General features: G+C 64.5%; 23 protein-coding genes and 1 tRNA gene. 14 read left to right on the forward strand and 10 right to left on the reverse strand.

Annotation, left to right across the window (positions count from 1 at the left end; genetic code table 11):
• Nucleotides 1-72: 72 nt before the first annotated feature.
• Nucleotides 73-1,110: an acyltransferase family protein gene (locus IPK75_13775; GenBank protein ID MBK8199418.1), complete on the forward strand. Its 1,038-nt coding sequence runs from the start codon at nucleotides 73-75 to the stop codon at nucleotides 1,108-1,110.
• A 21-nt stretch (nucleotides 1,111-1,131) separates the two neighbouring features.
• Entirely contained in the window at nucleotides 1,132-1,395 is a 264-nt protein-coding gene (locus tag IPK75_13780; protein MBK8199419.1) for a hypothetical protein, read from the forward strand.
• 462 nt (nucleotides 1,396-1,857) lie between these two features.
• Here the strand turns inward: IPK75_13780 and IPK75_13785 are convergent, their stop codons facing one another.
• The 5 genes from IPK75_13785 to IPK75_13805 form a co-directional block, all read right to left on the reverse strand.
• Entirely contained in the window at nucleotides 1,858-3,075 is a 1,218-nt protein-coding gene (locus tag IPK75_13785; protein MBK8199420.1) for an integrase arm-type DNA-binding domain-containing protein, read from the reverse strand.
• A 173-nt stretch (nucleotides 3,076-3,248) separates the two neighbouring features.
• Nucleotides 3,249-3,323, reverse strand: a tRNA-Phe gene (locus IPK75_13790).
• A 57-nt stretch (nucleotides 3,324-3,380) separates the two neighbouring features.
• Complete coding sequence (gene yacG / locus IPK75_13795; protein MBK8199421.1) at nucleotides 3,381-3,599, reverse strand: DNA gyrase inhibitor YacG; 219 nt, start codon at nucleotides 3,597-3,599, stop codon at nucleotides 3,381-3,383.
• Nucleotides 3,596-4,645, reverse strand: coding sequence for a ribonuclease E/G (locus tag IPK75_13800; GenBank protein MBK8199422.1), 1,050 nt, complete (start codon nucleotides 4,643-4,645; stop codon nucleotides 3,596-3,598). Before IPK75_13800 ends, yacG begins: the two co-directional genes overlap by 4 nt.
• A 3-nt stretch (nucleotides 4,646-4,648) precedes the next feature.
• Nucleotides 4,649-6,199 (reverse strand): glucose-6-phosphate isomerase, encoded by a 1,551-nt coding sequence (locus IPK75_13805; protein MBK8199423.1) that lies wholly within the window; start codon nucleotides 6,197-6,199, stop codon nucleotides 4,649-4,651.
• 220 nt (nucleotides 6,200-6,419) lie between these two features.
• Between IPK75_13805 and tuf the strand changes: the two genes are divergently transcribed.
• The 3 genes from tuf to IPK75_13820 all read left to right on the forward strand — a co-directional run bounded on the left by tuf (nucleotide 6,420) and on the right by IPK75_13820 (nucleotide 10,288).
• Entirely contained in the window at nucleotides 6,420-7,610 is a 1,191-nt protein-coding gene (gene tuf / locus IPK75_13810) for an elongation factor Tu (GenBank protein ID MBK8199424.1), read from the forward strand.
• Nucleotides 7,611-7,791: 181 nt separating this feature from the next.
• Entirely contained in the window at nucleotides 7,792-8,178 is a 387-nt protein-coding gene (locus IPK75_13815) for a hypothetical protein (GenBank protein MBK8199425.1), read from the forward strand.
• 340 nt (nucleotides 8,179-8,518) lie between these two features.
• A complete protein-coding gene (locus IPK75_13820; protein ID MBK8199426.1) occupies nucleotides 8,519-10,288 on the forward strand; it encodes an SLC13/DASS family transporter in 1,770 nt (589 codons plus the stop codon).
• Between the two features lie 153 nt (nucleotides 10,289-10,441).
• Here IPK75_13820 and IPK75_13825 read toward each other — a convergent pair whose 3' ends face one another.
• A complete protein-coding gene (locus IPK75_13825) occupies nucleotides 10,442-11,206 on the reverse strand; it encodes a crotonase/enoyl-CoA hydratase family protein (GenBank protein MBK8199427.1) in 765 nt (254 codons plus the stop codon).
• Between the two features lie 107 nt (nucleotides 11,207-11,313).
• Here IPK75_13825 and IPK75_13830 point away from each other — a divergent pair, with 107 nt between their 5' ends.
• From IPK75_13830 to rfbC, 7 genes are all read left to right on the forward strand, one after another.
• Nucleotides 11,314-12,507 carry an acyl-CoA dehydrogenase family protein gene (locus tag IPK75_13830; protein MBK8199428.1) on the forward strand — a complete coding sequence of 398 codons (1,194 nt, stop codon included), beginning with the start codon at nucleotides 11,314-11,316 and terminating at the stop codon, nucleotides 12,505-12,507.
• A 5-nt stretch (nucleotides 12,508-12,512) separates the two neighbouring features.
• A complete protein-coding gene (locus IPK75_13835; GenBank protein ID MBK8199429.1) occupies nucleotides 12,513-13,559 on the forward strand; it encodes an acyl-CoA/acyl-ACP dehydrogenase in 1,047 nt (348 codons plus the stop codon).
• Nucleotides 13,560-13,660: 101 nt separating this feature from the next.
• Nucleotides 13,661-14,215, forward strand: a complete 555-nt coding sequence (locus tag IPK75_13840; GenBank protein ID MBK8199430.1) for a hypothetical protein — start codon at nucleotides 13,661-13,663, stop codon at nucleotides 14,213-14,215.
• 53 nt (nucleotides 14,216-14,268) lie between these two features.
• Nucleotides 14,269-14,841: an N-acetyltransferase gene (locus IPK75_13845; protein ID MBK8199431.1), complete on the forward strand. Its 573-nt coding sequence runs from the start codon at nucleotides 14,269-14,271 to the stop codon at nucleotides 14,839-14,841.
• 122 nt (nucleotides 14,842-14,963) lie between these two features.
• Nucleotides 14,964-15,599, forward strand: coding sequence for a bifunctional 4-hydroxy-2-oxoglutarate aldolase/2-dehydro-3-deoxy-phosphogluconate aldolase (eda, locus tag IPK75_13850; protein MBK8199432.1), 636 nt, complete (start codon nucleotides 14,964-14,966; stop codon nucleotides 15,597-15,599).
• Between the two features lie 88 nt (nucleotides 15,600-15,687).
• Entirely contained in the window at nucleotides 15,688-16,464 is a 777-nt protein-coding gene (gene rfbF / locus IPK75_13855; GenBank protein MBK8199433.1) for a glucose-1-phosphate cytidylyltransferase, read from the forward strand.
• A gap of 4 nt (nucleotides 16,465-16,468) precedes the next feature.
• Nucleotides 16,469-16,999, forward strand: a complete 531-nt coding sequence (gene rfbC / locus IPK75_13860) for a dTDP-4-dehydrorhamnose 3,5-epimerase (GenBank protein MBK8199434.1) — start codon at nucleotides 16,469-16,471, stop codon at nucleotides 16,997-16,999.
• Nucleotides 17,000-17,058: 59 nt separating this feature from the next.
• On the opposite strand, the gene IPK75_13865 is transcribed toward rfbC, so the two are convergent.
• Genes IPK75_13865 through IPK75_13875 form a run of 3 tightly spaced genes read right to left on the reverse strand, consistent with a single transcriptional unit; the run spans nucleotide 17,059 to nucleotide 20,599 of the window.
• The gene (locus tag IPK75_13865; GenBank protein ID MBK8199435.1) at nucleotides 17,059-18,180 is read right to left on the reverse strand and encodes an NAD(P)/FAD-dependent oxidoreductase; all 1,122 of its coding nucleotides are present in this window, start codon (nucleotides 18,178-18,180) and stop codon (nucleotides 17,059-17,061) included.
• A 23-nt stretch (nucleotides 18,181-18,203) separates the two neighbouring features.
• Nucleotides 18,204-19,541 carry an NAD(P)-dependent oxidoreductase gene (locus tag IPK75_13870; protein MBK8199436.1) on the reverse strand — a complete coding sequence of 446 codons (1,338 nt, stop codon included), beginning with the start codon at nucleotides 19,539-19,541 and terminating at the stop codon, nucleotides 18,204-18,206.
• A 5-nt stretch (nucleotides 19,542-19,546) separates the two neighbouring features.
• Nucleotides 19,547-20,599 carry an SDR family oxidoreductase gene (locus IPK75_13875; protein MBK8199437.1) on the reverse strand — a complete coding sequence of 351 codons (1,053 nt, stop codon included), beginning with the start codon at nucleotides 20,597-20,599 and terminating at the stop codon, nucleotides 19,547-19,549.
• Between the two features lie 327 nt (nucleotides 20,600-20,926).
• On the opposite strand from IPK75_13875, the gene IPK75_13880 reads away from it, so the two are divergent.
• Nucleotides 20,927-21,892 carry a glycosyltransferase family 2 protein gene (locus IPK75_13880; protein MBK8199438.1) on the forward strand — a complete coding sequence of 322 codons (966 nt, stop codon included), beginning with the start codon at nucleotides 20,927-20,929 and terminating at the stop codon, nucleotides 21,890-21,892.
• On the opposite strand, the gene IPK75_13885 is transcribed toward IPK75_13880, so the two are convergent.
• On the reverse strand, nucleotides 21,868-23,046 hold the full coding sequence (locus IPK75_13885) for an L-lactate dehydrogenase (GenBank protein ID MBK8199439.1): 1,179 nt from the start codon (nucleotides 23,044-23,046) through the stop codon (nucleotides 21,868-21,870). The genes IPK75_13880 and IPK75_13885 overlap by 25 nt on opposite strands.
• A 277-nt stretch (nucleotides 23,047-23,323) precedes the next feature.
• Between IPK75_13885 and IPK75_13890 the strand changes: the two genes are divergently transcribed.
• On the forward strand, nucleotides 23,324-24,610 hold the full coding sequence (locus IPK75_13890; protein ID MBK8199440.1) for an outer membrane beta-barrel protein: 1,287 nt from the start codon (nucleotides 23,324-23,326) through the stop codon (nucleotides 24,608-24,610).
• The last annotated feature ends 83 nt before the right edge of the window (nucleotides 24,611-24,693 follow it).

The raw sequence follows: 24,693 nt of genomic DNA on the forward strand, positions 1-24,693 counted from the left end.
AATTCGATTCCTGGGCGCGCAAAACCATCGCAACCAGGGCTTGGCGGCGGTTCTAGCCGGAGGGCAAACACGGTGACGAAGGAACGCATCGATTGGGTCGATTACGCCAAGGGCATCTGCATCATTCTTGTGGTGATGATGCATGCGGTTAACCGCGTGGAAGGTCAGATAGGCGCGGAGGGGTTCCTCGGACCGATCGTGCATTTTGCACAGCCTTTCCGCATGCCGGACTTCTTCCTTATTTCCGGACTCTTTCTTAGCCGCTCGCTGAACGGTCCGCTTACGGAATACATCGACCGGAAATTCATACATTTCTTATATTTCTACGTGCTCTGGCACACGATCCAGCTAGCCGTCTTTGACCTCCCGCTGCTGATGTCGTCGCCCGACAGTTTCCTTTTGCTGTGGCTGTTCGGATTTGTCGAGCCATCGGGCACGCTCTGGTTCGTGCACATGCTGTTGATCTTTTATGCCGTCACGCGGTTACTCCGGCAAGTTCCGGTCATGGTCGTTTTCGCGGGCGCCGTCGCGTTGCAGTCGGCCTACCAACTAGGCTGGATCGACACCGGCTGGTCCGTGCTCGATCGTTTCGCCAACCGTTACGTCTACTTCTTTGCCGGCTATGCGTTCGCGCCTGCCGTGTTTGCATTTGCGTCCCGCGCCGCATCCTCCGTGCCGCTCGCATTGTCCGGTCTCTTTACCTGGGGGTTGATCAACCAGCTTGGCGTCGACCGCGGGCTTCAAACCGGCTTCGGCACCAGCCTTGTCCTCGGCGCAATGGGAGCTGCAGCGGTTTGCACCATTGCCGCGCTCTTGGTCAGGTTCGACTGGGCCAAGGTGTTGCGCTACTGCGGTCGTAATTCGATCGTGATTTACCTCGTATTCCCCATTCCATTGGCGATCATGGTGAAGCTGATCGCAATCGGTAACATGTCTGACAGTCTGGCAGGTCCAGCCAGTGTACTCACGCTTGCGGCGTGCATCGCTGGGCCACTAGCCCTTCATCGTATACTCCGGTCCACTCCCTTATCTGCTTTGTTCGAGCGGCCGAAATGGGCGAGACTTCGGATTGACGTATTGGCAAGTGCGCGAGGGGTAGTGCGAACGTGATCGTTATCCTGTCGTGCCGGAATGGCAGCGACCGCGTGGGCTCCATGCGGCAGCTTTGACGCATGTCCGCCTGCCAACCAAAAATACCATTCACGCGTAGGTCGTGGCAGCGACGACTGCACGCCGATCCTTCTGAAGCAGTTCTACAACAAGCTGCCGCTCGTGCAGTTCAATCAGCCGATCTTCGACAAGAATTGCTGCTTGAAGCTGATGCTTAACCAAGTTTGCCCTACAAATGTGTCGACCAACCGATTTGAAAACGACTTCAAGCTCTCGAATATATAGACAATAAATTTTGGGTGGCGCGCCTCACCTTCGCTAAAAAAGTGAAAGCATCGCCGCCGCACCCGGATGCAACGTGACGGAATCGGCAAATCACATTAGACTTTATCGTGTCGCTGATGGGCAGCGTCGAACTCAGACATAAAGGAGAACGTGCACTACAGTTTGCACTACAGATTGCCGACTTTTTGCACTACAAGCCGTGCGTTCAAGCCTTGTAACGCATTGAAGTATAAAGGGTTTTGGGTTTATTTTTGCGCGCGTCACTCGGGCCTAACTGAATCGTATAACTCATTGTATTTTAACTGGAAAAGGACCGCCAGGCCGCGATGCCTAGAGGTAGGCGCGACATTCGGGGCTCGAACTCGGGGTCAGCACCGCTGCCACTTTGAGATGCAACTAAAAGTCAGTGCACAGAGCATCCATTGTTTGTAGATGCCTCGTTGGAGCTCGTTGTCTTGCCAGTCAGCCTCGCGAAAACTTTATCACTTCTGCTGCCCACCATTCCGCCATACGGACGCGCTCGTCCCAGTAGGTCGCGCGATGGTAGGCTTGGCGAACATGATTGTCGCCGACGTGAGCGAGCTCCGCTTCGATAGCGTCAGGATGCCATTTGCCGCTTTCATTGAGCAGGCTTGAAGCGCTCGCCCGGAACCCGTGGCAAGTGTGGACGTCCGGCTGGATATCGAGTCGGCGCAGCGCGTAGTTCATTGTGTTTTCGCTGAGGGGCCGGCCGTCCGACATCTGCGACGGCAAGACGAGCGATCCTTTACCGGTGAACCGCTTCAGATCCTTAAGTATCTCGATGGCGGGCCCGGGCAGGGGCTTCCTGTGCAGCTTGCGTGTTTTTGTTCGGTCCGCCGGGATGGTCCAGGTTCGCTCTTCAAAGTCGAACTCGCTCCAGTGGGACAGGCGCAGCTCGCCAGGACGGGGATAGAGTAGCGCGAGCAGCTTCAGGGCGGCCTGAGCTTCGATCGTGCCCTCATAGGTCCAGACGGTCCTGATGAGCTTCGCAAATCCCTTGCGGTCTGTCACTGCGGCCCTGTGCTGAGCCTTGGGCGCGATCAGCGCGCCCTTCAGCGCTACAGTGGGGTCACCGTCTGCCCGGGTCGTTGCGATGGCGTAGCGAAAGATTTGGCCGATCAGGGCCCGCAGCCGGCGCGCTGATTCGTAATTTCCTTCTTTCTCCACCCTTCGAAGGGTCGCGAGAATTTCGGGTGCCTTGATGTCCCGAATAGGCCTGGGACCCAGGTCTTCCGATGCAAGTCGCGCGAGCCAGCGCTTTTTCTTGAGCGTGGCGGGTGCAAGGCCCTCGATCTCTTCCTTCTTGAGGAGCTCATCAGCGATCCGCGCGAAGGTATCCTCGATCTCAGCGCGCCGTAGTTCCTGGCCGGCTTTTTTGATCGCTGAAGGGTCAACGCCTTCGAAAAGCATCGTCCGGGCTTCAAGGCGCCGCTCTCTGGCCCGCGCAAGGGAGACCTCCGGGTATGGGCCAAACGACAATGTCTTTTGCTTGCCCTCAAAGCGGTAGGCCAGCTTCCAGAGCTTCGATCCCCCCGGCGTCACCTCCACGTAAAGGCCGTAACCATCGCTGTAGCGCTTTGTTCGGCTGTTGGGTTTGAGGCCGCGGATTCGTGTGTCTGTCAGGGACATTTTGTTGGCATCGTCAAAAAGTGTTGGCATTTTCCGGCCGTTGAGGTTCCCGGCCGTCTCGATGCCAACAAAATGCCAACAAAAAAAATTTCTTCCAACGTTTTTGGGTGGACGTTGGCGGACAAAGGCGCTGGAAGCGCCGTCCTAAAGCCTTGTTTTTATGGATGTTGGTGGAGGCCCGCGGACGTCGCTGGAAGCCTGAATGGTGCCCGGGGGCGGAATCGAACCACCGACACGCGGATTTTCAATCCGCTGCTCTACCCCTGAGCTACCCGGGCGGGCCATTTGGGGAAGCGGCTACTTAACGAAGCCCCCCGGCCTTGTCCATGCCGATTTCAGTGATCTTCGTCCGGCACGCCGGACGCGCCCGGCGGCGCGTCATCAGCGTCGGCAACCGGGCCGCCGGCGATCGTGTAGCTGCCGTTCAGCCAGCTGCCGAGATCGGCATCGGCGCAGCGTTTGGAACAGAATGGCCGATACACCGCGTTCACCGGCTGCTTGCGGCACCGGGCGCATTTCGGCTGGCGGAGTTCTGGCGGCAAGGGCTTGCTCACGGAACGGTTCTCACAGTCGCACTATCTGCGCCGCCGCCCTCGATGGTCAACCGCGCGCCATACACGTCAGCCAGCCGGGCCTCAGCATTCAGGCCGCTTGCGCCAAGCCAGGCATGCGCAGCCGCAGGCAATGCCAGGCACAGCCGTCCCATCCGCGCCTGCCGCGCCGCCGCTTCCAGCTGGCGCAGTCCGCCCAGCGCCATCGTCTCCGGCGAGTCGCGCCCGTCCGGATCCCGCAGCCGCTCCGCCAGCGGCGTCAGCTGCCAGTCCGCCGAAATCTCCATCAGGCCGAACGGGGAGGGCGCCAGCGCCTTCACCTGCCGGTGCGACAGGTCCCGAAAGGCATCAAGAAAAGCTGTCCGCACCTGTCCGCCCGCGTCCTTGTTCACCGGCCCCACACAGTCCAGCACCGCCAGCCCGCCCCAACCGCGCAGCAGCATTTGCCGCGCCAGTTCCTCTGCCGCTGCGAAGTTCACCGCCAACGCGTTTGCGGCCCGCCCGCCGCGCGCAGTGCGCCCCGACGTGTCGATGTCCGCCGCCACCAGCGCTTCGGTGCGCTCCGCATGCAGCCGTCCGCCGCCCGTCAGCGTAACCGAAACCGCCAGCGCATCGTCGAACGCCGCCTGCACCGCCGGGTCACCCGGCGCGGCATCTTCTACAGGGGCCGCCGCGCCGCCATTCAGGGATGCCCGCCACCGGTCCGGCCCCGCACCCGCCGGCGCTGCGCCGTCCACCACCCGCACGCGCGCCAGCTTGCCCCGCCGCGCCTCTGCGGCCACTTCCACCGTCACCGCGGCGCCGTCGTTCAGCGTCTCACCCGGTTGCAGCCGCAGGAACGCTTCGCCGCACGCGCCCAGATCGACGAACACCCCGCCCAGCGCGGCATCGCTGCGCCGCACCCGCGCCGCCGCCTGCGTTCCGATCACGGCGCGCCGTGCATCACCGGCGCGCTCAAGGTAGAGCGCCGCCGGCACGCCGCGCGCATCCAGCGCGACCCAGCGCGTCTCGCCGATCGTCTGTTCCCGGATCAACCGCGTGACCGGCATGCCCTACTTGATCATCCGGATCAGCGCGGCCGTCACCGGATCGTCCGCCTTCTCCGGCGCGACCAGCGCCGGCTTCAGCCGCGCCGCCATTGTCTTGCCGCGCTCCACGCCCCACTGGTCGAACGGGTTCAGGCCCCATAGGTGACCGGCGAAATAGGTGCGGTGCTCGTACAGCGCGATCAGCGCACCGAACGCCTTCGGCCCGAACGACGCATGCGACAGCAGCGTCGATGGCCGTCCGCCGGCATGCACCTTCTGCGCCGCGACGCCCGGCGGCAGGCCAGGCTCCTCAGCTTCCACGTCCGCCAGACTGCGCCCGTTCGCCAGCACCTCCGCCTGCGCCAGTGCATGCGAAGTCAGCGCCGCAAGGCCCTCCGCATCGCGGCTGCGATCCGCCGCCAGGATGAACTCGCACGGCACCGCCTGCGAGCCCTGGTGCAGCCATTGGTGATACGAGTGCTGCCCGACCGAGCCTTCACCGCCCCACACGGCCGGCGCGGTCGGCGGCGGCACCGTCTGGCCGGTTGGCCCGACCGACTTGCCGTTCGATTCCATTTCCAGCTGCTGCAGGTAGGTCGGCAGCATCCTGAGCCGGCTGGCATAGGCCAGCACCACCCGCATCGGCGCCAGCCGGATCGAGGCATTCCAGAAATCCATCAGCGCCAGCCGCATCGGCACATTGTCCTGCAATTTCGCCTTGCGCGCATGCGCGTCCATCTCGGCGGCGCCTGCCAGGATCTCCCCGAACACGTTCGGCCCGAGCGAGATCATGCAGGCGAGCGACGCCGCCGACCAGAACGAGAACCGTCCGCCCACCGACAGCGGCATGTCGAACAGGTGCGCCTCGCGCCCGCCCAGCCAGGCGGTCGCCTTCGCCGGGTTCGCCGTCACCAGCGCCAGGTGACGGCTTGCGTCCTCACCCAGCGACTTTTCCAGCCAGGCAAGCGCCCGGCCGACATTATAAAGCGTCTCTTCCGTGCCGAACGACTTCGACACGCCCACCACCAGTGTCGTGCGCGGATCCAGCGTCGCCAGCGCCCGGTCGAGGTCGTAAGGGTCGACGTTGGCGGCAAACTTCAGCTTGATGTCGGCATCGGCCCAGTCTTCGAACGCATCTGCAATCAGGCGCGGCCCGAAATCCGAGCCCCCGATCCCGATATGCAGCACGGCCTTGAACCGCCCGCCCGGAACGGCGGTCACCTCGCCGGCGCGCACCTTGGCGGCAAACTCGAGCGCCGGGCGCAGCCCCACCCGCACGGCCTCCGCCTCGCCGGTCAGCGCTTCCTGCGCGCGCAGCGCCCAGTGCAGGGCAGGGCGGCCTTCCGACGGATTGACGATTTCGGCGCCGAACAGCCGCGCCGCCGCGCCGCTGAGGCCGGCCGCTTCGCCGAAGGCCATAAGGTCGGCTTCGGCGTCCGCGTCAAGGTAATGGCGGGCGAGGCTCACCTGCCAGCCTGCGGCCGCCAGCGGCGTCTCGCCAGCCCGGGCCGAGGCCAGTTCAGACAGGGCGTGGCCCGCAAGGCGCGCGGCATGGGCGTTCAGTTTGTCTCTCACGGGCAGTCTCCGCGCCGGTTCAGGGAATTGCCCGGCGTTATCGGCTCCCGGGCCCGCCGGAGCAAGGCCTGCGAAATAGGTCGCCCGACTGTCACAAGCCCGCTTGAATACGGGAGGCGACATGGGTATGACGCGCGATCAGCAGGCAGGTGGCCTGACTTAAGTTTGGTTAAACCTCGTCCGGAATGCCGGGCGCAGACCTGGAAAGAGGAGAGGCCCTATGGGCAAGGCAAAGTTTGAGCGTACGAAGCCGCACGTGAACATTGGCACGATTGGCCACGTTGACCACGGCAAGACGACGCTGACGGCAGCGATCACGATCATCCTGGCGAAATCCGGCGGTGCGACGGCGAAGAACTACGCCGACATCGACGCGGCGCCGGAAGAGAAAGCGCGCGGCATCACGATCAACACGGCGCACGTCGAGTATGAGACGGCCAACCGTCACTATGCGCACGTCGACTGCCCCGGCCACGCTGACTATGTGAAGAACATGATCACCGGCGCCGCGCAGATGGACGGCGGCATCCTGGTTTGCTCCGCTGCTGACGGCCCGATGCCGCAGACGCGCGAGCACATCCTCCTTGCCCGCCAGGTCGGCGTGCCGGCGCTGGTCGTGTTCCTCAACAAGGTCGACATGGTCGACGACGCCGAACTCCTCGAGCTCGTCGAGATGGAAGTGCGCGACCTGCTCTCGTCCTACAACTTCCCGGGCGACGACATCCCGATCATCAAGGGCTCGGCGCTGGCCGCCGTTGAAGGCCGCGATCCGGAAATCGGCGAGAAGGCGATCCTCGCGCTGATGGAAGCCGTCGACACCTACATCCCGACGCCTGAGCGTCCGCTGGACAAGCCGTTCCTGATGCCGGTCGAAGACGTGTTCTCGATCTCGGGCCGCGGTACGGTTGTGACCGGCCGCGTCGAGCAGGGCATCATCAAGGTCGGTGAAGAGATCGAGATCGTCGGCATCCGCCCGACCGTCAAGACGACCTGCACGGGCGTTGAAATGTTCCGCAAGCTGCTCGACCAGGGCCAGGCCGGCGACAACATTGGCGCGCTGCTGCGCGGCGTTGAGCGCGAAGGCGTTGAGCGCGGCCAGGTGCTGTGCAAGCCGGGCTCGATCACGCCGCACACGGTGTTCGAAGCCGAGGCCTACATCCTGACGAAGGAAGAGGGTGGCCGTCACACGCCGTTCTTCACCAACTACCGTCCGCAATTCTACTTCCGCACCACGGACGTCACCGGCATCGTGAAACTGCCGGCCGACAAGGAAATGGTGCTGCCGGGCGACAACGTGAAAATGGACGTCGAGCTGATCAACCCGATCGCCATGGACAAGGGCCTGCGCTTCGCCATCCGCGAAGGCGGCCGCACCGTCGGCGCCGGCGTTGTGTCGGAAATCAAGAAGTAAGCTTCGCAAGAAGCCGAACGGAAAAGGCCGCCCCACAAGGGCGGCCTTTTTGCTTTGGGGCGGACTTACGCAACGCTTTTGCCCCCTGCGCGAAACAAAATAGCGAAGCGCGCCAGCGGGTTATAAAATAGTTGGCCAAAACTTACGCCACCCCTCCGCACGCGGAGGTATACTGCGCGGCATGTACTCCATCGCCCGCCTCCGCAGCCACCCGCACTTCGCGCCCTTCTTCGCGCATGTGCATCCGCTGTGCTGGCTGATCCTCTGGTGGGAACTGAACCGCCTGCTCCGCTGGTTCAACGCCTACGGAATCGGGAACGCGCTCTACTCGGTCAACGAATGGGGCTTCGTTTCCATCCACTATGCCGTCCCCCAGCCAGACCCGAACGCCTATAAGCCCGCCCAACGAACCTTCCGTCCCCTGACGGACCCCGCGTGGGAGTCTGCCGTTCCGGCCTGTCTCGACATTGAGGCGCTCGCTGCCGCCATCCTCCCTCGCTACGCGGGCAAGCTGTCACCGCAGGTGATGGAGGGGGCCTGCGCCCTCGCCACGCCCAACACCTCCTAGACTCCCCCTCGCGAAGCTCATCCTGAGCGAAGTCGAAGGATAGAGCGGGCTCGACGCCCACCCCCCGTGTCATCCCGGCGAATGCCGGGACCCAGACAAGGACCCGCACACCCTCTCCGCAGATGCCTGCGTAGGCAGGCATCCAGCCGCAACCCTCAAGGCAGAACACCTGGACCCCTGCCTGCGCAGGGGTCTGCGGAGAGCGCACATCAAGAACCAGAAACCGGCCGGCTCACCCCCGCGTCCGGCCAATCGTGCTTGCCCGCCCGGAACCTTCTGCCTCCGGCCCCGTTGATGCAAAAGGGCCTTGCCCGCCAGATAGCGCCGCCGGGGGATTCGTATGTTTCAAGCCGTCGCGGACGTTGTGGCCGCGCACCAGACGCTGATCGCCTTGCTGATCCTCGCGGGCATGATCGTATCGTTCGTGCTGGAGCGCGTGCCGCCGGTCACGACCGCCGTCATCGGCGCAGCCGCCTGTTTCGCCTTTGGCCTGATCCCGGAAGAGGAAGCCCTGCGGGCTTTTTCGAACTCCGCGCCGATTTCGATCGCCGCCCTGTTTATGCTCACTGCCGCGCTGCAGCGTACCGGTGTGCTCGACCGGCTGGCCGCGCTTGTCGTTTCTGCTGCCGAGCGCGCGGGCCTCGTGTCCCTGGGCCTGATGGCGGCCATCGCCGTGCTGGCGTCTGCCTTCGTCAACAATACCGCCGTCGTGCTCGTTCTCATCCCGATCGTCATTGCGCTCGCCGAAACGCTCGGCATCGCCAAGCGGCGCCTGCTGATACCGCTTTCCTATGTGTCGATCATGGGCGGCACGCTGACGCTGATCGGCACGTCGACCAACCTGATCGTCTCCGGCGTCGCGGCCCGCGCCGGACTCGAGCCGTTCTCGATCTTCGAGATTTCCGGCGTCGGCCTCGCCGTGCTCGCGGCCGGCATTCCCGCCGTGCTGGTGCTCGGCTATTTCCTGTTGCCCGGCGGCGGCGAGCCGGACCGCAAGCCTGACAAGCCGATGCTCTTCCTGACCGACCTGTCACTACCCGCCGCTGCCGAAGCCAGCGTCACGCGCCCGCCCGGCATCTCGGTGGTCACCCACACGCGGGCCAACAAGGATGCCGAATCCGGGGAAGCCGGCGACGCCATGATCGCGCCCGGCGACCGTCTCTCGGCGCGCATGACCCTGCCGGAGCTGTTGACCCTGATCGAGAAGGGCAAGCTGTCGACCGGCCTCGTGCGCCGGGCGCTGCCGCCGGACGATGCGCCGATCCGGGTGCAGGGTGTGCTGTCGGCGAACGATCCGAACATCGGCCGGCGCGCCGACCAGCTCAGCTATCTCTCCACCCAGCCGATCCGGCTGCGCGGGATTGCCCGGCACGGCAACCAGCCGGGCCCGCAACTCGCCTCGACCCGCCTGCGGGCTGGCGACCACCTGCTGCTGGAAGGCGAAGAGTCCGCCATCGACGCGCTGGCCGCGTCTTCGCCGCTGATCATCACGCGCGAACTCGCCGAGCGGGCCTATCGCCGCGCGCGGGCTGGCGCCGCGATCCTGATCATCGCGCTGGTCGTCACGCTGGCGGCGACCGGTATGGTGTCTCTGCCGGTCGCCGGCATCATCGGCCTTGGCGTCATGTTGCTCGTCGGTTGCCTCACCATCGAGGACGCCTGGCGCGCCCTTGATTCAAGCGTGCTCGGACTCGTGATTGCCATGCTGGTCGTCGGCGCGGCCATGCAGTCGTCGGGCGCGGTCGACCTGATGGTGAAAACAGTGGTGCCGGTGTTCACCCAGCTTCAGCCCTTCTGGGCGCTGGTCGCGGTCTACTTCCTCACCTCGCTGCTGACGGAGATCGTCACGAATGCCGCCGTCGCCGTCATCCTCACGCCCATCGTCATCTCGCTCGCCGCGCTGATCGGCGTGGAGCCGCGCGCGCTTGTCGTCGCGGTGATGTTCGGCGCCAGCGCCAGCTTCGCCTCGCCGGTCGGCTACCAGACCAACACGCTGGTCTATGCCGCCGGCAACTACCGCTTCTCGGACTTCCTCAAGATTGGCATCCCAATGAATATCATCATCGGCCTGATCAGCTGCTTTGCCATCGCCTATTTCTACGACGTGTAGGGAATGCGAGGGGTTAGCCAAACAACACCCAACCCGCAGGGGCCTGCGGAGAGGATCGCACTTGAACCGGAATTCCCGGCCCCACATCCCAAAACAAGACCGCCGCTCCGGTTTCCCGAAACGGCGGCCCTGAATTCAAACTACGCGAAATGCTTACTTGCCCTTCCAGACCGGGGCGCGCTTCTCGATGAAGGCGCGCGGGCCTTCCTTGTAGTCTTCGGTGCCGACGATGCTAGCGAAGGCCTTGCCACTGTCTTTCCAGAGTTCGTCATCGGTCTTCGTCGTCGCCTCGATGGCAACGGCGCGGCTGGCGGCCACGGCCAGCGGCGCGTTGGCGGTGATCCGCGCGGCGAGTTTCATCGCTTCGTCCATCACCTGCGCTTCCGGCACAACCTTGTTGACCATGCCGAGTTCATAGGCGCGCTGCGACGACAGCGGATCGCCCGTCAGGATGGCTTCCAGCGCCACGGCCTTGCCGACCACGCGGGGCAGGCGGAACAGGCCGCCGGCGCCCGCCACCAGCGAACGCTTCACTTCCGGCAGGCCGAAATTCGTGTCGTCGGCGGCGATGATCATGTCGCAGGAGAGCGCCACTTCCGTGCCGCCGGCCAGCGCAGACCCGGTGATCGCGGCGATCAGCGGCTTGGTGCGCTCGCGCTTCGCGATGCCGGCAAAGCCGCCCTTCTTGGTGGAGAGGGCGCCGCCATTGCCGGCCGAGATTTCCTTCAGGTCAGCGCCGGCGCAGAAGGCCTTGCCGACGGCCGTGAGGATGCCGACCCAGACTTCCGGGTCCGATTCCATCTGGTCCAGCGCCGCTTCCATGGTCGCCGCCATCTCGCCGTTGATGGCGTTGCGGGCTTCCGGGCGGTTCATGGTGATGACGGCAACATTGCCTTTCTTGACGTATTCGACGGGCATCTCTTGTTCCTCCTCAGGGGTTTCTGGACCGAAGCTAAGAACCCTTACGCAACGTCGCGCAAGCGTCCCTCTTGCCGGACCTTGGGGCAGGCGCTTGTAATGCGCGCATGAAACTCGACCTCGCCCCAGAATACGAAGCCTTTCGCGCGGAAGTCTCCGAGACGCTCGCGAAGAACCGCCACCTTGCCCCGACGGCCGATGACAAGGGGTACAAGAACCCGAAGCGGATCGCCTGGCAGAAACTGCTGATCCAGAACGGTCTCGCCGCGCGCACCATCCCGAAAGAGTATGGTGGCTATGGCGCCGAACCGGATATCCTGAAGGCCCGCATCATCGCCGAAGAATTCGCCCGCACGCGCACACCGGGGCCGATGTCGGGGCAGGGCATTGCGATGCTGGTGCCGACGCTGCTGGAGCTTGGCACCGAGGCGCAGAAACAGGCCTATATCCGCCCGACCATCGAAGGCGAGATGATCTGGTGCCAGGGCTATTCGGAGCCCGGCGCAGGGTCGGACCTTGCAGCCCTGCGCACGGCAGCCGTGGAAGACGGGGACCACTATGTGATCAACGGTTCGAAGATCTGGACCTCGACCGCCAAGCAGGCGGACATGATCTTCTGCCTCGTGCGGACCGATCCGACGGCCAAGAAACATGAGGGCATCACCTACATCACCTTCCCGATGACGACGCCCGGCATCGAAATCCGCCCGCTGGTCGACATGACCGGCAGCGCGAACTTCAACGAGGTCTTCTTCACGGATGTCCGTGTACCGAAGAGCGGCGTGATCAATGCGCCCAACAAGGGCTGGCAGGTGGCGAATGCCACGCTGACCCATGAGCGCGGCATGCTGGGCGATCCGAACGCGACCAAGGCGCGCTTCCTCGAACTTGTCACGCTGATGAAAACCGAAACGGTCAACGGCCAACCGCTGATCAGCAATCCCCATCTGCGCGACCGGCTGATGAAGCTGCAATCGGAAGTCTATGCCATGCAGGCCAATGGCCTGCGCATCACCACCAGCCGCCTGAAGGGCGAGAGCCCGGGGCTTGCCGGCCTGATCGTGAAGCTGAATGGCTGCGACCTGAACCACGAGATCGCGCGCCTTGCGATCGATGCGCTCGGCGAACTCGGCATCCTCTATGAGGAGGGCGACCATCTGCGTGCGGACGGTAGCTGGCAGTGGCGGTACATGTACGATCTCGGCCTGATCATCGGCGGCGGTACGGCGCAAATCCAGAAGAACATCATTGCGGAACGCGGCCTCAACATGCCGCGCGAGCCGAAACTGGCGAAGGCATAAGGCACATGGAATTTGCACTCTCCGAAGACCAGCGCCTGCTGCAGGACAGCCTGAAGGGCGTTCTCGCCGGCGCCGCCTCGCTCGACCAGATCCGCAAGATCGCGGTTGGCGACGCTGCCGCGAATGCTTCCCTGGACACGGCCCTGTCCGAGTTCGGCCTCGCCGCGCTGCTGGTGCCGGAAGCGGTTGGCGGCCTTGGCCTCGGCATGCTCGATGCCTGCCTTGTTCAGGAACAGCTCGGCTACCACATTGCCCCGTCGCGCTTCTTGGCAAGCGCGGTGACGGCCAGCATGCTGGCGCACAGTCCGTCCGTTCAGGGACAGATTGCGGCAGGCGACGTCAAGGCCGGTCTGGCGCTGACGGAACTGTTCTCACGCCGGGATGGCGCGGGGCTTGCGCTCAAGGCGGGCAAGCTCTCTGGAACGTCATTGCTCGCGCTCGACGCAGACGGCGCCACGCACCTGTTGGCGGCAGACGGCGAAGGTGGCTTGCACATCATCCATGCGTCCGATGCGGCCCTTGTGCCGATGCAGACGATCGACCGGACACGGACGTTCCATGAAGTGAAGCTGGACGGCGCAAAGCCTGCGGCCAGCGGCCGGGCCGATGACCGCTTCATTGCGCTTGCTCGCCTGCTCGTCGCTGCCGACACGCTCGGCGCGGCGCAGGCGATGATCGACAAGGCAGTGGCCTATGCAGCGGAACGCAAGCAGTTCGAACGGGTGATCGGATCGTTCCAGGCGGTCAAGCACATGTGCGCCGAAATGGCTGCGAAGCTTGAGCCGGGGCGGGCACTGATCTGGCATGCCGCCCACGCGCTCGACACCGGCGATGGCGAGGGACCCATGATGGCGAACCTCGCCAAGAGCTACATGGCGGAAGCCGGCACCTTCATCGCCCGCACGGCGACCGAAGTGCATGGCGGCATGGGCTTCACCGATCTGGTCGGGCTGCACTACTGGTACAAGCGCATCGGCGTGAACCGGCAGCTGTTCGGCTCGCCGGAACAGGCGCGTGAAACGGCCGCGCAGCTGCAGGGCCTGGTGGCCTGATCCATTCACAACCAGAACGCGAGTTTCGGCTTGCGATATATTAAAACGTGTGAGAGAGTTTTCGTGATTTGCACGCTGCGGGTGTGCACGCGGAGGCTTTGATGACCGAGGTTTTGATCGACTATGCCGGGCTCGCCCGGCGCGCCGCGGAGTTCGGATTTCGCAGGGCGACGTTTGACGATTTGCAGTCCGGCCTCGCGCTGGCCGAGCACCTGACCGAGCAGGTGATGGCGACGCCGGAATCGATCCGCTGGATCGACGGGCTGACAGGCATGGCCGGGTGGGTGACCGGCGATCCGGTGGAGGGCGTGTTCATCACTGTACCGCTCAGCCTGGCCGGTGTGGCAGCGGTGCGCGATGGCAGCTTCGTTCCGTCCTGGCCGGGGCTGGCGCACCTTGCCTGCGAAGGCGAGCCGTGCGGCGGGGTCTATATCGGTGTGTATGCCGGCGTGACGCGGGATGCGCGGCGGGCCGTGATGATGGCGGCGGGCGTAACGCGACTGGAATTCTTCGCGCCGGTGCCATGCTTCGCACGCGGGGCGACGGACGCAGGCAAGCGCTCGATGGCGTCGCTCGGTTTCTCGCCCATCGAAGGCGGCCTGCCGGAACTCTGGGGGCAGGAAGCCCTGCCGGTGTCGCAGGAGAAAGCTGCGTGAGAACCTATCCATCGTTTGGTGAGTTGTCGCTGACGCGGCCGCTGGAGCCGCAGATGCTGGCGCAATTCTCGGCGGGGCCGGCGCGCACGCTGGAAGATTACCAGCAGGCGATGGCCCTGCGCGCGGCGGTCTATCTCGCGGAGCAGGATTGTCCGTATGAGGAGGAGTATGACGGCAACGACTTCTCGTGCACGCATTTTCTCGTGCGCGACGGAGACCGGCCTGCCGGGACATGCCGGGTGCGCTGGTTTGCGGACTTCGCCAAGATCGAGCGGTCAACGGTGCTGCCAGCCTACAGGGGTACAGCGGCGCTGCGGGTGCTGATGGCGCAGGTCTGCGAGGTGATCTCGCGCAAGGGATACCGCGTGGCACTGGCGCAGATCCAGTCGCGGCTCTGGCCGGTGTGGAGCCGGGTGTTCCGGTGCCGGCTGGTGGTGGGCCGTGAGAACTTCGCCTTTTCGGATTTCGACTATGCCGAAATGGAAATTCCCATCGCGCCACACGCCGAGGCGCTGACGATCCGGGCCGATCCGCTGCAGGTGATCCGGCCGGAGGGGGACTGGGACCGGCCGGGCGTGCTGGACCGGTCGGCCTCGCGGCCCGCTGCGGCGGGCAAGGCGGCCTGACCCGGCGCTGACACCGGCGGCCAAAAACCCCGCTGGGTGCTTGAAAAGCCCTCCGACACGCGCCACTACAACGTTGACAGCGCCCGAGAGGCGCCCCGCTCCAGTTGTTCCGGTGGCCGCCGATGTCCGATCCCGTTGCAAAGCTTGATGCCGCCGCGAAGAAGGCGCCGGTCGTGCCGGTGATCGTGGTGGACGACGCGAAACAGGCCGGGCCGCTGGCGCGGACATTGGTGAAGGCGGGTATCACGATTGCCGAAGTGACGCTTCGCACGCCGGCAGGGCTTGCGGCGATCAAGGCCATGAAGGCCGAGGCGCCGGAGCTGATGGTCGGGGCCGGTACCGTGCTGACGGGCAAGGATGTCGACGACGCCCTGGGCGCCGGGGCGGCGTTCCTCGTTTCGCCGGGCATGTCTCCGGGCTTGCGGGAGGCGCTGAAGGGGCGGGAACGGGTCATGGTGCCCGGGATTGCGACGGCCAGCGAGGCGATGGCGCGCCATGAGGAAGGCTTCGAGCGGCTGAAACTGTTCCCGGCCTCGATCGCGGGCGGGGCGCCGGCGCTGAAGGCGCTGGCCGGGCCGCTGCCGCGCCTGAAGTTCATGCCCACGGGGGGCATCAGCGAAGCCGAGGTGAAAACCTATCTCGACCTGCCGAACGTGTTCGCCATCGGCGGTTCATGGATCGCCGGCCAGGCGGACATTGCGGCCGGCAACTGGACCCGGATCGAGGAAATCGCCCGGCGCCTGCTCGCGCTGGCATAGGCAATGCAGACCCTGCGTTAAGGTTCTTCCGGTACGGCTCGGGTATCCCGTTCCGGTACGGATGGTCATGCAACGAAGGGATTCCGGCGTGAAAGCAGTGATTTTTGCAGGCGGTTTCGGCACACGCCTCAGCGAGGAAACGGCCCTGCGGCCGAAGCCGATGGTGGAGATTGCCGACCGGCCGATCCTGCATCACATCATGGAGATGTATGCGGCACACGGGATCACCGAGTTCGTGGTGCTCGGCGGCTACAAGGTCGGGTTCATCAAGGACTATTTCCTTAACTATCACTGGCGCAAGAGCGACTTCACCATCGATCTCGGCACCGGCGACATCCTCTGGTCCGACAAGCAGGCGCTGCCCTGGAAAGTGACCGTGCTCGACACCGGGATCGACACGATGACCGGCGGGCGCCTGAAACGGGCCCGCAAGGTGATCGGCAACGAGACGTTCTGCCTGACCTACGGCGACGGCGTGTCGGATGTCGACATCACGGCGCTGATCGACTTCCACAAGAAATCCGGCGCCAAGGCGACCGTGACGGCAGTTTCGCCGCCGGGGCGTTTCGGTGTGCTGGGGCTCTCCTCGGAAACGGACCGTGTGCAGGCCTTCCGCGAGAAGGACTCGGTGGATGTGGGCCTGATCAATGGCGGCTTCTTCGTGTGCGAGCCGGACGTGTTCGACCTCGTCGATGACGATGCCACCGTCTGGGAACAGGAGCCGATGAACCGGCTGGTCGAGGCCAATGCGCTCGCCGCCTATCGCCATCACGGCTTCTGGCAGGCGATGGACACGGTGCGCGACCGCCAGGTGCTCGAGGGACTGTATGCCAAGGGCGCGCCCTGGCTGAAGAAGGGGAAGTAATTCGATGAAATTTCACACAACCACGCTGAAAGACGCGATGCTGATCGACCTCGAACGCCGGGGCGATGATCGCGGCTTCTTCGCGCGCACGTTCTGCGTCGACGAGTTCGCCGCGCACGGCCTGCCGACCGAGTTCGTGCAGCAGAACACTTCCTACTCCGCCAACAAGGGCACGCTGCGCGGCATGCACTTCCAGCGCGCGCCGCACGGTGAGGACAAGCTGATCCGCTGCCTGCGCGGCGCAATTGTCGACATCATCATCGACCTGCGGCCGGACTCGCCGACCTACAAGAAATGGGAAGCATTCGAGCTGAATGACGAGAACAAACGCCAGTTGCTGGTGCCGAAGGGCTTCGCCCACGGCTTCCAGTCGGTGTCTGATCATGTCGAGGTGACTTACCTAGTGTCGGCAAAATACACGCCATCGGCCGAAGGCGGCGTGCGCTGGAACGATCCGGCGTTCGGCATCAAGTGGCCGCTGACGCCGACCGACATGTCGGACAAGGATCAGAACTGGCCGGATTACGCGGGCTGAGGTTTGAGGGACGCAACCTGCGAGGCCCGCCTTTCGAGGCGGGCCTTTTTCTTTGCTGCTCAGCCCTTCAGCGCGGTCGCGACCGCCTCGGCGATGGCGAGTGAGCTGGTCAGGCCGGGGCTTTCGATGCCGAAGAGGTGGACGAGGCCGGCATGGCCGTGGCGGGCCGGGCCGTCGAGCTGGAAGTCGGCGGCGGGCTGGCCTTGCAGCGAGATCTTCGGGCGCACGCCGGAATAGGCTGTCGTGATCGAGCCGTCGGGCAGCGCCGGCCAGTATTCGCGGATGGCGGCGTAGAAGCTGTCGGCGCGGCGGATATCGACGGTGTAGTCGATCGTGTCCGGATCGTCCGTGTTCAGCCATTCGACATCCGGGCCGAAGCGCATCTGGCCGCCGAGATCGAGCGTGACGTGCACGCCGAGGCCGCCATCGACCGGAGCCGGATAGATCAGGCGCTGGAACGGCGAGCGGGCGGTGCAGCTGAAATAGTTGCCCTTGGCGAGCGTGAAGGGCGGCAGGAGCGCGGGGTCATAGCCTTCCATCGCGCGCGCGGTACGCACGGCGTAGAGGCCGGCGCTGTTGACGACCTGGCGGGCGACCAGCGTCATCGGTTCGGCGCCGCCTGCTTCGATGCGGAAGCGGCCATCGGGCAGGATTTCGGAAGCGGTGACCGGCGTGTTGAAGGCGATGGCGCCGCCATGGTCTTCGAGTTCGCCCTGAAGCGAGAGCATGTAGCCGTGGCTGTCGAGGATGCCGGTTTCGGCGGAGAGGACCGCGGCCTTGCAGGAAAGCGCGGGCTCCATCGCCATGGCTTCGGCGCCGGAGAGGAAGGAGAGACCTTCGACGCCATTGCGCTCGCCCTGCGCGTGGAGGCCTTCCATCTTGGCGATCTGGGCGTCGGAGGTGGCGACGATCAGCTTGCCGGTCTTGCGATGGGCGACGCCGTGCGACTCCATCCAGGCGTAGAGGCGCCGGCGGCCATCGACGCAGAACTGGTGGCGCAGGCTGCCGGTCGGATAGTAGAGGCCGGCATGGACGACTTCGCTGTTGCGCGAGGACGTGCCTGTGCCGATGGCATTCGCCGCTTCGAGGACTAGGACTTCGTTGCCTGCGCGGGCGAGGGCGGCGGCGCAGGCGAGGCCGACGGCGCCGGCGCCGATGACGACAGTATCGACTTCGGTCATGGCCTCACCCTGTCCGTCCGTGGTCAGACGGTCGCGTTGGCGGGGACCAGGCCGAAATGGCGTTCCATCTCGGCATAGTAGGCGTCGATCTTGCGGCCGGCGGGAATGGTCACGTCGGCGAAGGTGAGCGCCGTATCCTTGGCGATGTCACGTTTCACGGTGCAGCCTTCGGCGAGGCCCATCGGCAGGAGGCGGTCCTTGTGAACGACCCGGGCGTTCTCGGCCTGGCCGTAGGTGTCGAAGCCGCCGATGCCGTCGAGGGTCTGGCCGGCTTTCAGGTCGCGCTTGGCCACCGTGATGACGCCGACGGTGGGTGCGCCGAGCGGGGTCAGGGCCGCATCGTGGAACAGCACGGCGCGGGCCACCGTGAGCGGCACTTCGAAGTGGCAGAGGTGGTAGGGCGTGTAGAACAGGTAGTAAGGGCCCTGACCGAGCTTGTAGAGGTTAAGGTAGTGAGCCTGGCGCGGGTCATCGTGCGTACCCAGAACAAACACGCCGGGGCCGGGACGGGCGCCAACAACGAAGTCGACGATGCCGGGGCCCTTGGGATCGATGTGCGGGGCCAGCATCTCGACGAAATCCTCGAGAGGGCGCAGCGGCAGGGTGGGGTTCTTGCCCGTCGGGTCAGGGCCGATCATGCCGCGTTTGGCGACGCGCATGCCTGTGCCATTGGCGACGATGGCCTGCTCGTAGGCGATCTTGGTGCCATCCGCGAAGGAGGTCACCATGTTGACGTTCTGGCCCCATTTCTCGGCAAAGCCGCGCTGGGTGTCCGGGGTGCGGTATTCGTCCTGCAGGCCCTTGATGTTGCCGCAGAGCACCGGCTTCACGCCGATGGATTCCACGAAACGGTAGAGGTTCATCTGCACGCCGGGCTGGTCGCCGTCGACGTTGGTAATGACGACGCCGGCCTTGTCGGCCTTGACCTTCAGGAGCGGGCCGACCGTGCCGTCGAGTTCCGCGTTCATCAGGATGACGTGCTTGGCCGTTTCGAGCGCGCCTTCGACGGCTTCGAGCGCGTAGTCCATCGAGCCGGTGGCTTCGATGATGGCATCGAGGCCTTCGGCGCGGGCGAGGGCGCCCGGATCGGTGGTGACAACCGGCTTGCCCGCCTTGATCGCGGCCGAGATTTCAGCAGCCGTCTCGGCCAGCACCACGGTTTCACCCGTGCGGCTGGCTTCGAAGGCGTCGACACCGCGCTGCGGCTGGCGGGCGGCAATGCCGCAGAGCACCATTCCGGGTACGGACTTGGCAATCTGCAGGGCAATGCCCGAGGCCATGAAGCCTGCGCCGATCATGCCGACCTTGATGGGACGGCCTTCGGCTTCACGTTTCTTCAGTGCGGTATCGACGATGATCATGGGGTTCAGACCGTTGCGAGTTCAGGCGTGTTCCAGAAGAGTTTCGAGTCAAGAAGGTGCGCATCGCGCAGCTTCATGAGCATCTTCAGGCGCGTGTAGGGCGGCGCGCGGAAGTCTTCTTCCGTCATGTTGATGCTTTCGAACACCTTGCGCATCTGCTTGGCGCCGAGCTCGGCCGTCCACTGGCATTTGAACGTCGGCAGGACCTTCTGGATCTTGTCGAAGTTGACGCGGTAGGAGCGGTTGTCCGCGCCCTGCGTGCCGACTTCCAGTTCGCAGCCGGGGAATTCCTTGGCGACGATCTGGGCAATCTCGATGACGCGGTAGTTCTGGTCGGACGAGCCGACATTGTACTTCTGGCCGCGGATCGCATCGGCAGGCGCCGTCAGCGAAAGGTGCACGGCCTGGCACATGTCCAGCGCGTGGACGAGCGGACGCCAGGGCGAACCGTCCGAGAGGAGCTTGATCTTCTTGGTGGTCCAGGCGAGGCCGCAAAGGTCGTTCAGCACGATGTCGAAGCGCTGGCGCGGCGAGGCGCCGTAGGCGGTCGCATTGCGCAGGAAGCAGGGCTCGAAATCGTCGCCGGCCATCTTGGTCAGGTCGTTCTCGACCTTCACCTTGCATTCGGCATAGGCCGTCTGCGGGTTCACGTCAGAGGTCTCGTCGAGGATCTGGTCCGGTTTGCCTACGCCGTATACGGAGCAGGAGGACATGTAGACGAAGCGCTTGATGCCGGCCTTGCGGGCGAGGTTGGCCAGGTGGACGGAGCCGCCATGGTTGATCTCGTGGGTGAGGCCCGGGTCCTGCTGGCCGAGCGGGTCGTTCGACAGTTCGGCGAGGTGCGCGATGGCGTCGAAGCCTTTCAGGTCGTCGGCCGTGATCGAGCGGATGTCCTTGGACAGGATCATCGGGCGCGGAACGTTGGTCGGATACAGCCAGCCGGACCGGTAGAAACCCGTGTCGAGGCCGACAGCCTCGATGCCGCGTTGCAGCAGGTAGGGGCCAAGCAGCGTGCCGATATAGCCGTCGGCGCCGGTGAACAATACTTTCATGGTCATGGGAATGTGAGCTCCTTCACGCGACCAGCACATGCATGCGACATGCCAGCTTGCACACGGCCTGTGCGCCATTTCCGGGCCGCGCCGCCTCAGTCTTCTTCGCACGGAAGCGGCGTCTCGGACAGGGCCGCAAACCGCACTGCGCACAACTTTGGTAAACGGCAGGCGCACCGCGGCGCCCTTCACGCGCGGGCGAAGATGTGCGACGAAAATGTTCGCCCCGTTCTGGTGCTGGTTGTACGCACGAGGCTTGAACCTCCCGCCAAAGGTGGCGAGAATGTTGCATGAACCGGGCGCGCTGGTGTGGGTGTGGACGAGGTAAATCGGATGTTCGTGAGTGTTGTGCTGCCCTGCTATAACGGGGCGTCGACGCTGAAAGTGATGCTGGATTCGCTGGTGGCGCAGACCTATGCCGGCGAATGGGAGCTGCTGTTCGTCAACAACGGGTCGACGGACAATTCGGTCGAAATGGCCCAGGGCTATGCCGACCGGCTGCCGATCCGCGTTGTGCAGGCCTATATCGGCACAGGCCCGCAGGGGACGGTCGGTCATTCCTATACCGTCGGGTTCCGCGCCGCGCGCGGCGATGTCATCCTCGTGTGCGAGTCCGATGACGCGTGCGATCCGGACTGGATGCGCCACATGGTGAAGGCGCTCGAAACCACCGACTTTGCGGCGCCGGCGCTCGAATACGAAAAACTCAATCCGCCGGAGATGACCTGGGGCAAGGATCGCGGGCTGCAGGCGCGCGGCGAGGGCTTGCCGGATTATATCGGCCCGCTGCACCTGCCGTTCGCGGCGTGCAATGCGATCGGCATGACCCGCAAGTGCTATGAGCGTGTGGGTGATCCGACCGACTGGATCGGGTCGGCATGGGACGTTGATTATTGCTGGCGCGTGCAGCTGGCGGGCATGAAGCTGACCTTCGTGCCCGAGGCGCTGGTCCACTACCGGCTGCGCGATACGGCGAAGGGCCGGTTCCGGCAGGCGCGCACCTGGGGGCGCGGACACGTCAAGCTGCACATCCGCTACGGGATGCGGCCCTGGTGGCGCTACCTTGCGTTCAGCCTATGGCGGTTGGTGCGGGCGGCTACCCTGGTCGTGTTCGGGCCGGTGTTTACCAAGCGCCCTTATGCCTACTGGGTGTTCGACTGGGGATTTGCGCTGGGCCAGCTTGAAGCGTTTCCGACGCTGCTGCGGGCGCAGCTGAAGCATGTGCCGCCGGAAAAGAGCGTGCTTGAAGGCCGCCAGCCCGAAGGGCCGCAGACCTATATCGCCATTCCGGACGCCTGATCGATCACGTCGGGGCTGATCTGGTCGACGGCGGTGACGCCGGTGAGCGCCATCGATACCGAAAATTCACCATGCAGGGCCTTGAGCTGGTTTAGCAATCCGGTCTCGCCGGCCCCTGCCAGCGCGTAGACCCAGGGCCGGCCCATCATCGCCGCATCGGCGCCGAAGGCGAGCGCCTTGAGGATGTCCTGGCCCGACCGTACGCCGCCGTCCAGGATCAGCTTGGTCTGGCCGCCGACCTTGTCGGCGATCCGCGGCAACATCGAGATCGTCGAGGCCACGCCGTCGAGCTGGCGCCCGCCGTGGTTGGAGACGATCAGGCCGTCTGCCCCGTGCTGGACGGCTTCGGCGGCGTCCAGCGGGCTGAGGATGCCCTTGATGACGAGCGGGCCAGACCATTGGCTGCGGATCCAGGCGAGGTCAGCCCAGCTGATCGACGGGTCGATCGAGGCATTGGCCCAGGCGGCGAAATCGGCCGGCGTGGCGGCGCTTTCGGCGTAGGGCGCGATGTTGCCGAGGACGTGAGGCGTGCCGCCGAGCCCCACATCCATGACCCATGCGGGGTGCAGGGCGTAGGAGATCAACCCCCGGCGCAGGCGGGCCCAGGCGTTGCCGCCGCCGCTCATGGTGTTGCGCACATCGCGATAGCGGGTGCCGACGACCGGCAGGTCAACCGTCAGGGCAAGGACGGAAACGCCCGCCGCCTTCACCCGGCGGATGAGGTCGGCGCAGGCGCCCCGGTCGCGCATCATGTAGAGCTGGAACCAGAGCGGGCCGCTGCCGGCGGCGGCGACTTCCTCGACCGAGCAGACGGACAGGGTGGAGAGGCAGTAGGGGATGCCGAATTCACCCGCCACCTTGCGCGCGGCCGCTTCACCGCGCCGGGCCATCATGCCGGACAGGCCGACCGGCGAGAGGGCGAGCGGGAAGGTTAATTCGGCGCCGAACAGTTGTGTCGAAGTGGTCCGTGCTGAGACATCCCGCAGGATGCGCTGGTGCAGTTCAAGACGCTCGAAATCGCGGACGTTGCGGCCGAGCGTGACTTCGGCATAGGCGCCGCCATCGAGGTAATCGAACAGGAAACGCGGCAGGCGGCGCTCCGCCAGGCGCCGGTAATCCGCAACAGAGGCAGGGGCGAGCGAGAGTGTCGGCATGCTTAACTTGTCAGTTTCCGGACATATCCCGAGAGGCGAGTCTTGAGGCACGGTAAGGCCGGTTCTTACCTCTACCAAGCATTAAAGTAACTCTTGGCCTGTTTTATTAATGAATATTCGGGGGTCCGATATTCAATTCGGAATGATTTCCGAGTAAACGGCTAGACAAGCCAATTTTCCCGACAGTTGCGGGGGATCGGGCTGGTATTGAACTTGCACGGGTTGAGAAGACAACCCAGGCCATGTCGGCCTCGCAGAGAAACTGGGGAATGGTGAAATGTCCAAATTGAAACGCACTTGCCTGATGACTGTCGCCGCTTGCGCCCTGATTGCGCCGGTCGCGCTGGGTCAATCCGACAACTATTACAGCCGCGACAAGTACGAAGCCGTACGCGATCGCGTGCAGCCTGAATTCGATCCGGAGCCCATCCGTCTCGGCGCGTTCGTGGTGAAATCCAAGCTGGAAGCCGGCGTGACGTCGAACGACAACGTCTTCGCTTCGGCCAGCAACGAGCAGTCCGACGTGATCGCCCGTGTCGGCGCCGACGTTTCGGCGACCACCGACTGGAGCGTCCACGCCATTGGCTTCGACGCTTCGGCCTATCGCAACGAATACCTCGACCTCAGCGATGAATCGACGACGGACCTGACGGGCCGTGTGCGCGGCCGCCTCGACGTGACCCGCACCTTCGCGCTCAGCGGCTCGGTGTTTGCCGAGGACCGCGCCGAACCGCGCGCCGACTTCGTCAACGCTTTCGGCACGGATCGCCCGATCGAGTACACACGTACCGGCGCGACCGTCGACGCTGACTACCAGAGCGACCGCGTCCGCTGGAACAACAGCTTCGGCATCAGCGACGAGAACTACAAGGACAGCAACCAGCAAGGCACCGGCATCCCGATCGACCAGGATTACCGGGACCGCTCGGTCACGCAGGGCCGCACTCGCCTGTCGTACGCCGTGTCGCCGAACTTTGCCGTGTTTGGCCAGGGCACGTTCTCGCAAAGCGAATACGACACCACGCAGATCTTCGGCGGCCTGCCGCGCTCGCGTGACTCGTCCGGCTACACGGTTGCCGGCGGTGTGAACTTCGAACTCGTCTCGCTGGTGCGCGGCGATATCGCCGTGGGCTACCTGAACGAAGACAAGGACGACGACTTCTTCGCAGACGTCAGCGGCCTGTCGGTGGACGCCGATGTGGACTGGTTCCCCTCGCGCCTCACCACGGTCAACTTCAATGCGGGCCGCCGCGTGGTTGATATCGGTGCATTCGACTCGCCGAGCGCCACGGAAACGCGCTTCAACGTGGGCGTGGACCACGAACTGCGCCGGAACATCATCCTCTCTGGCTATGCCGGCATTTCGAACTATGATTACGAGGAAACGGACCGCGAAGACAAAAACACCGAGTTCGGTGTGGTCGGTACCTACAAGATGAACAAGCGCGTTCATTGGGAAGTCTTTGCCCGCAACCGCGACCGCGATGTCTCGGGAACCGGAGTGTTTGGTGATCCGTCTTACGGTCAGACGCAGTTTGGCATCGGCCTGAAACTGTATCCGTAACTTTTCCTGCCTTCCGGGAGCTGGCCTGATGCCGGCTCCCGGACCTTCCATTTCAGAGGCCGTGCCTTGTCCAAATCGTTTTC

This window comes from Acidobacteriota bacterium (genome assembly GCA_016712445.1).
Lineage (GTDB): Bacteria > Pseudomonadota > Alphaproteobacteria > Caulobacterales > Hyphomonadaceae > Hyphomonas.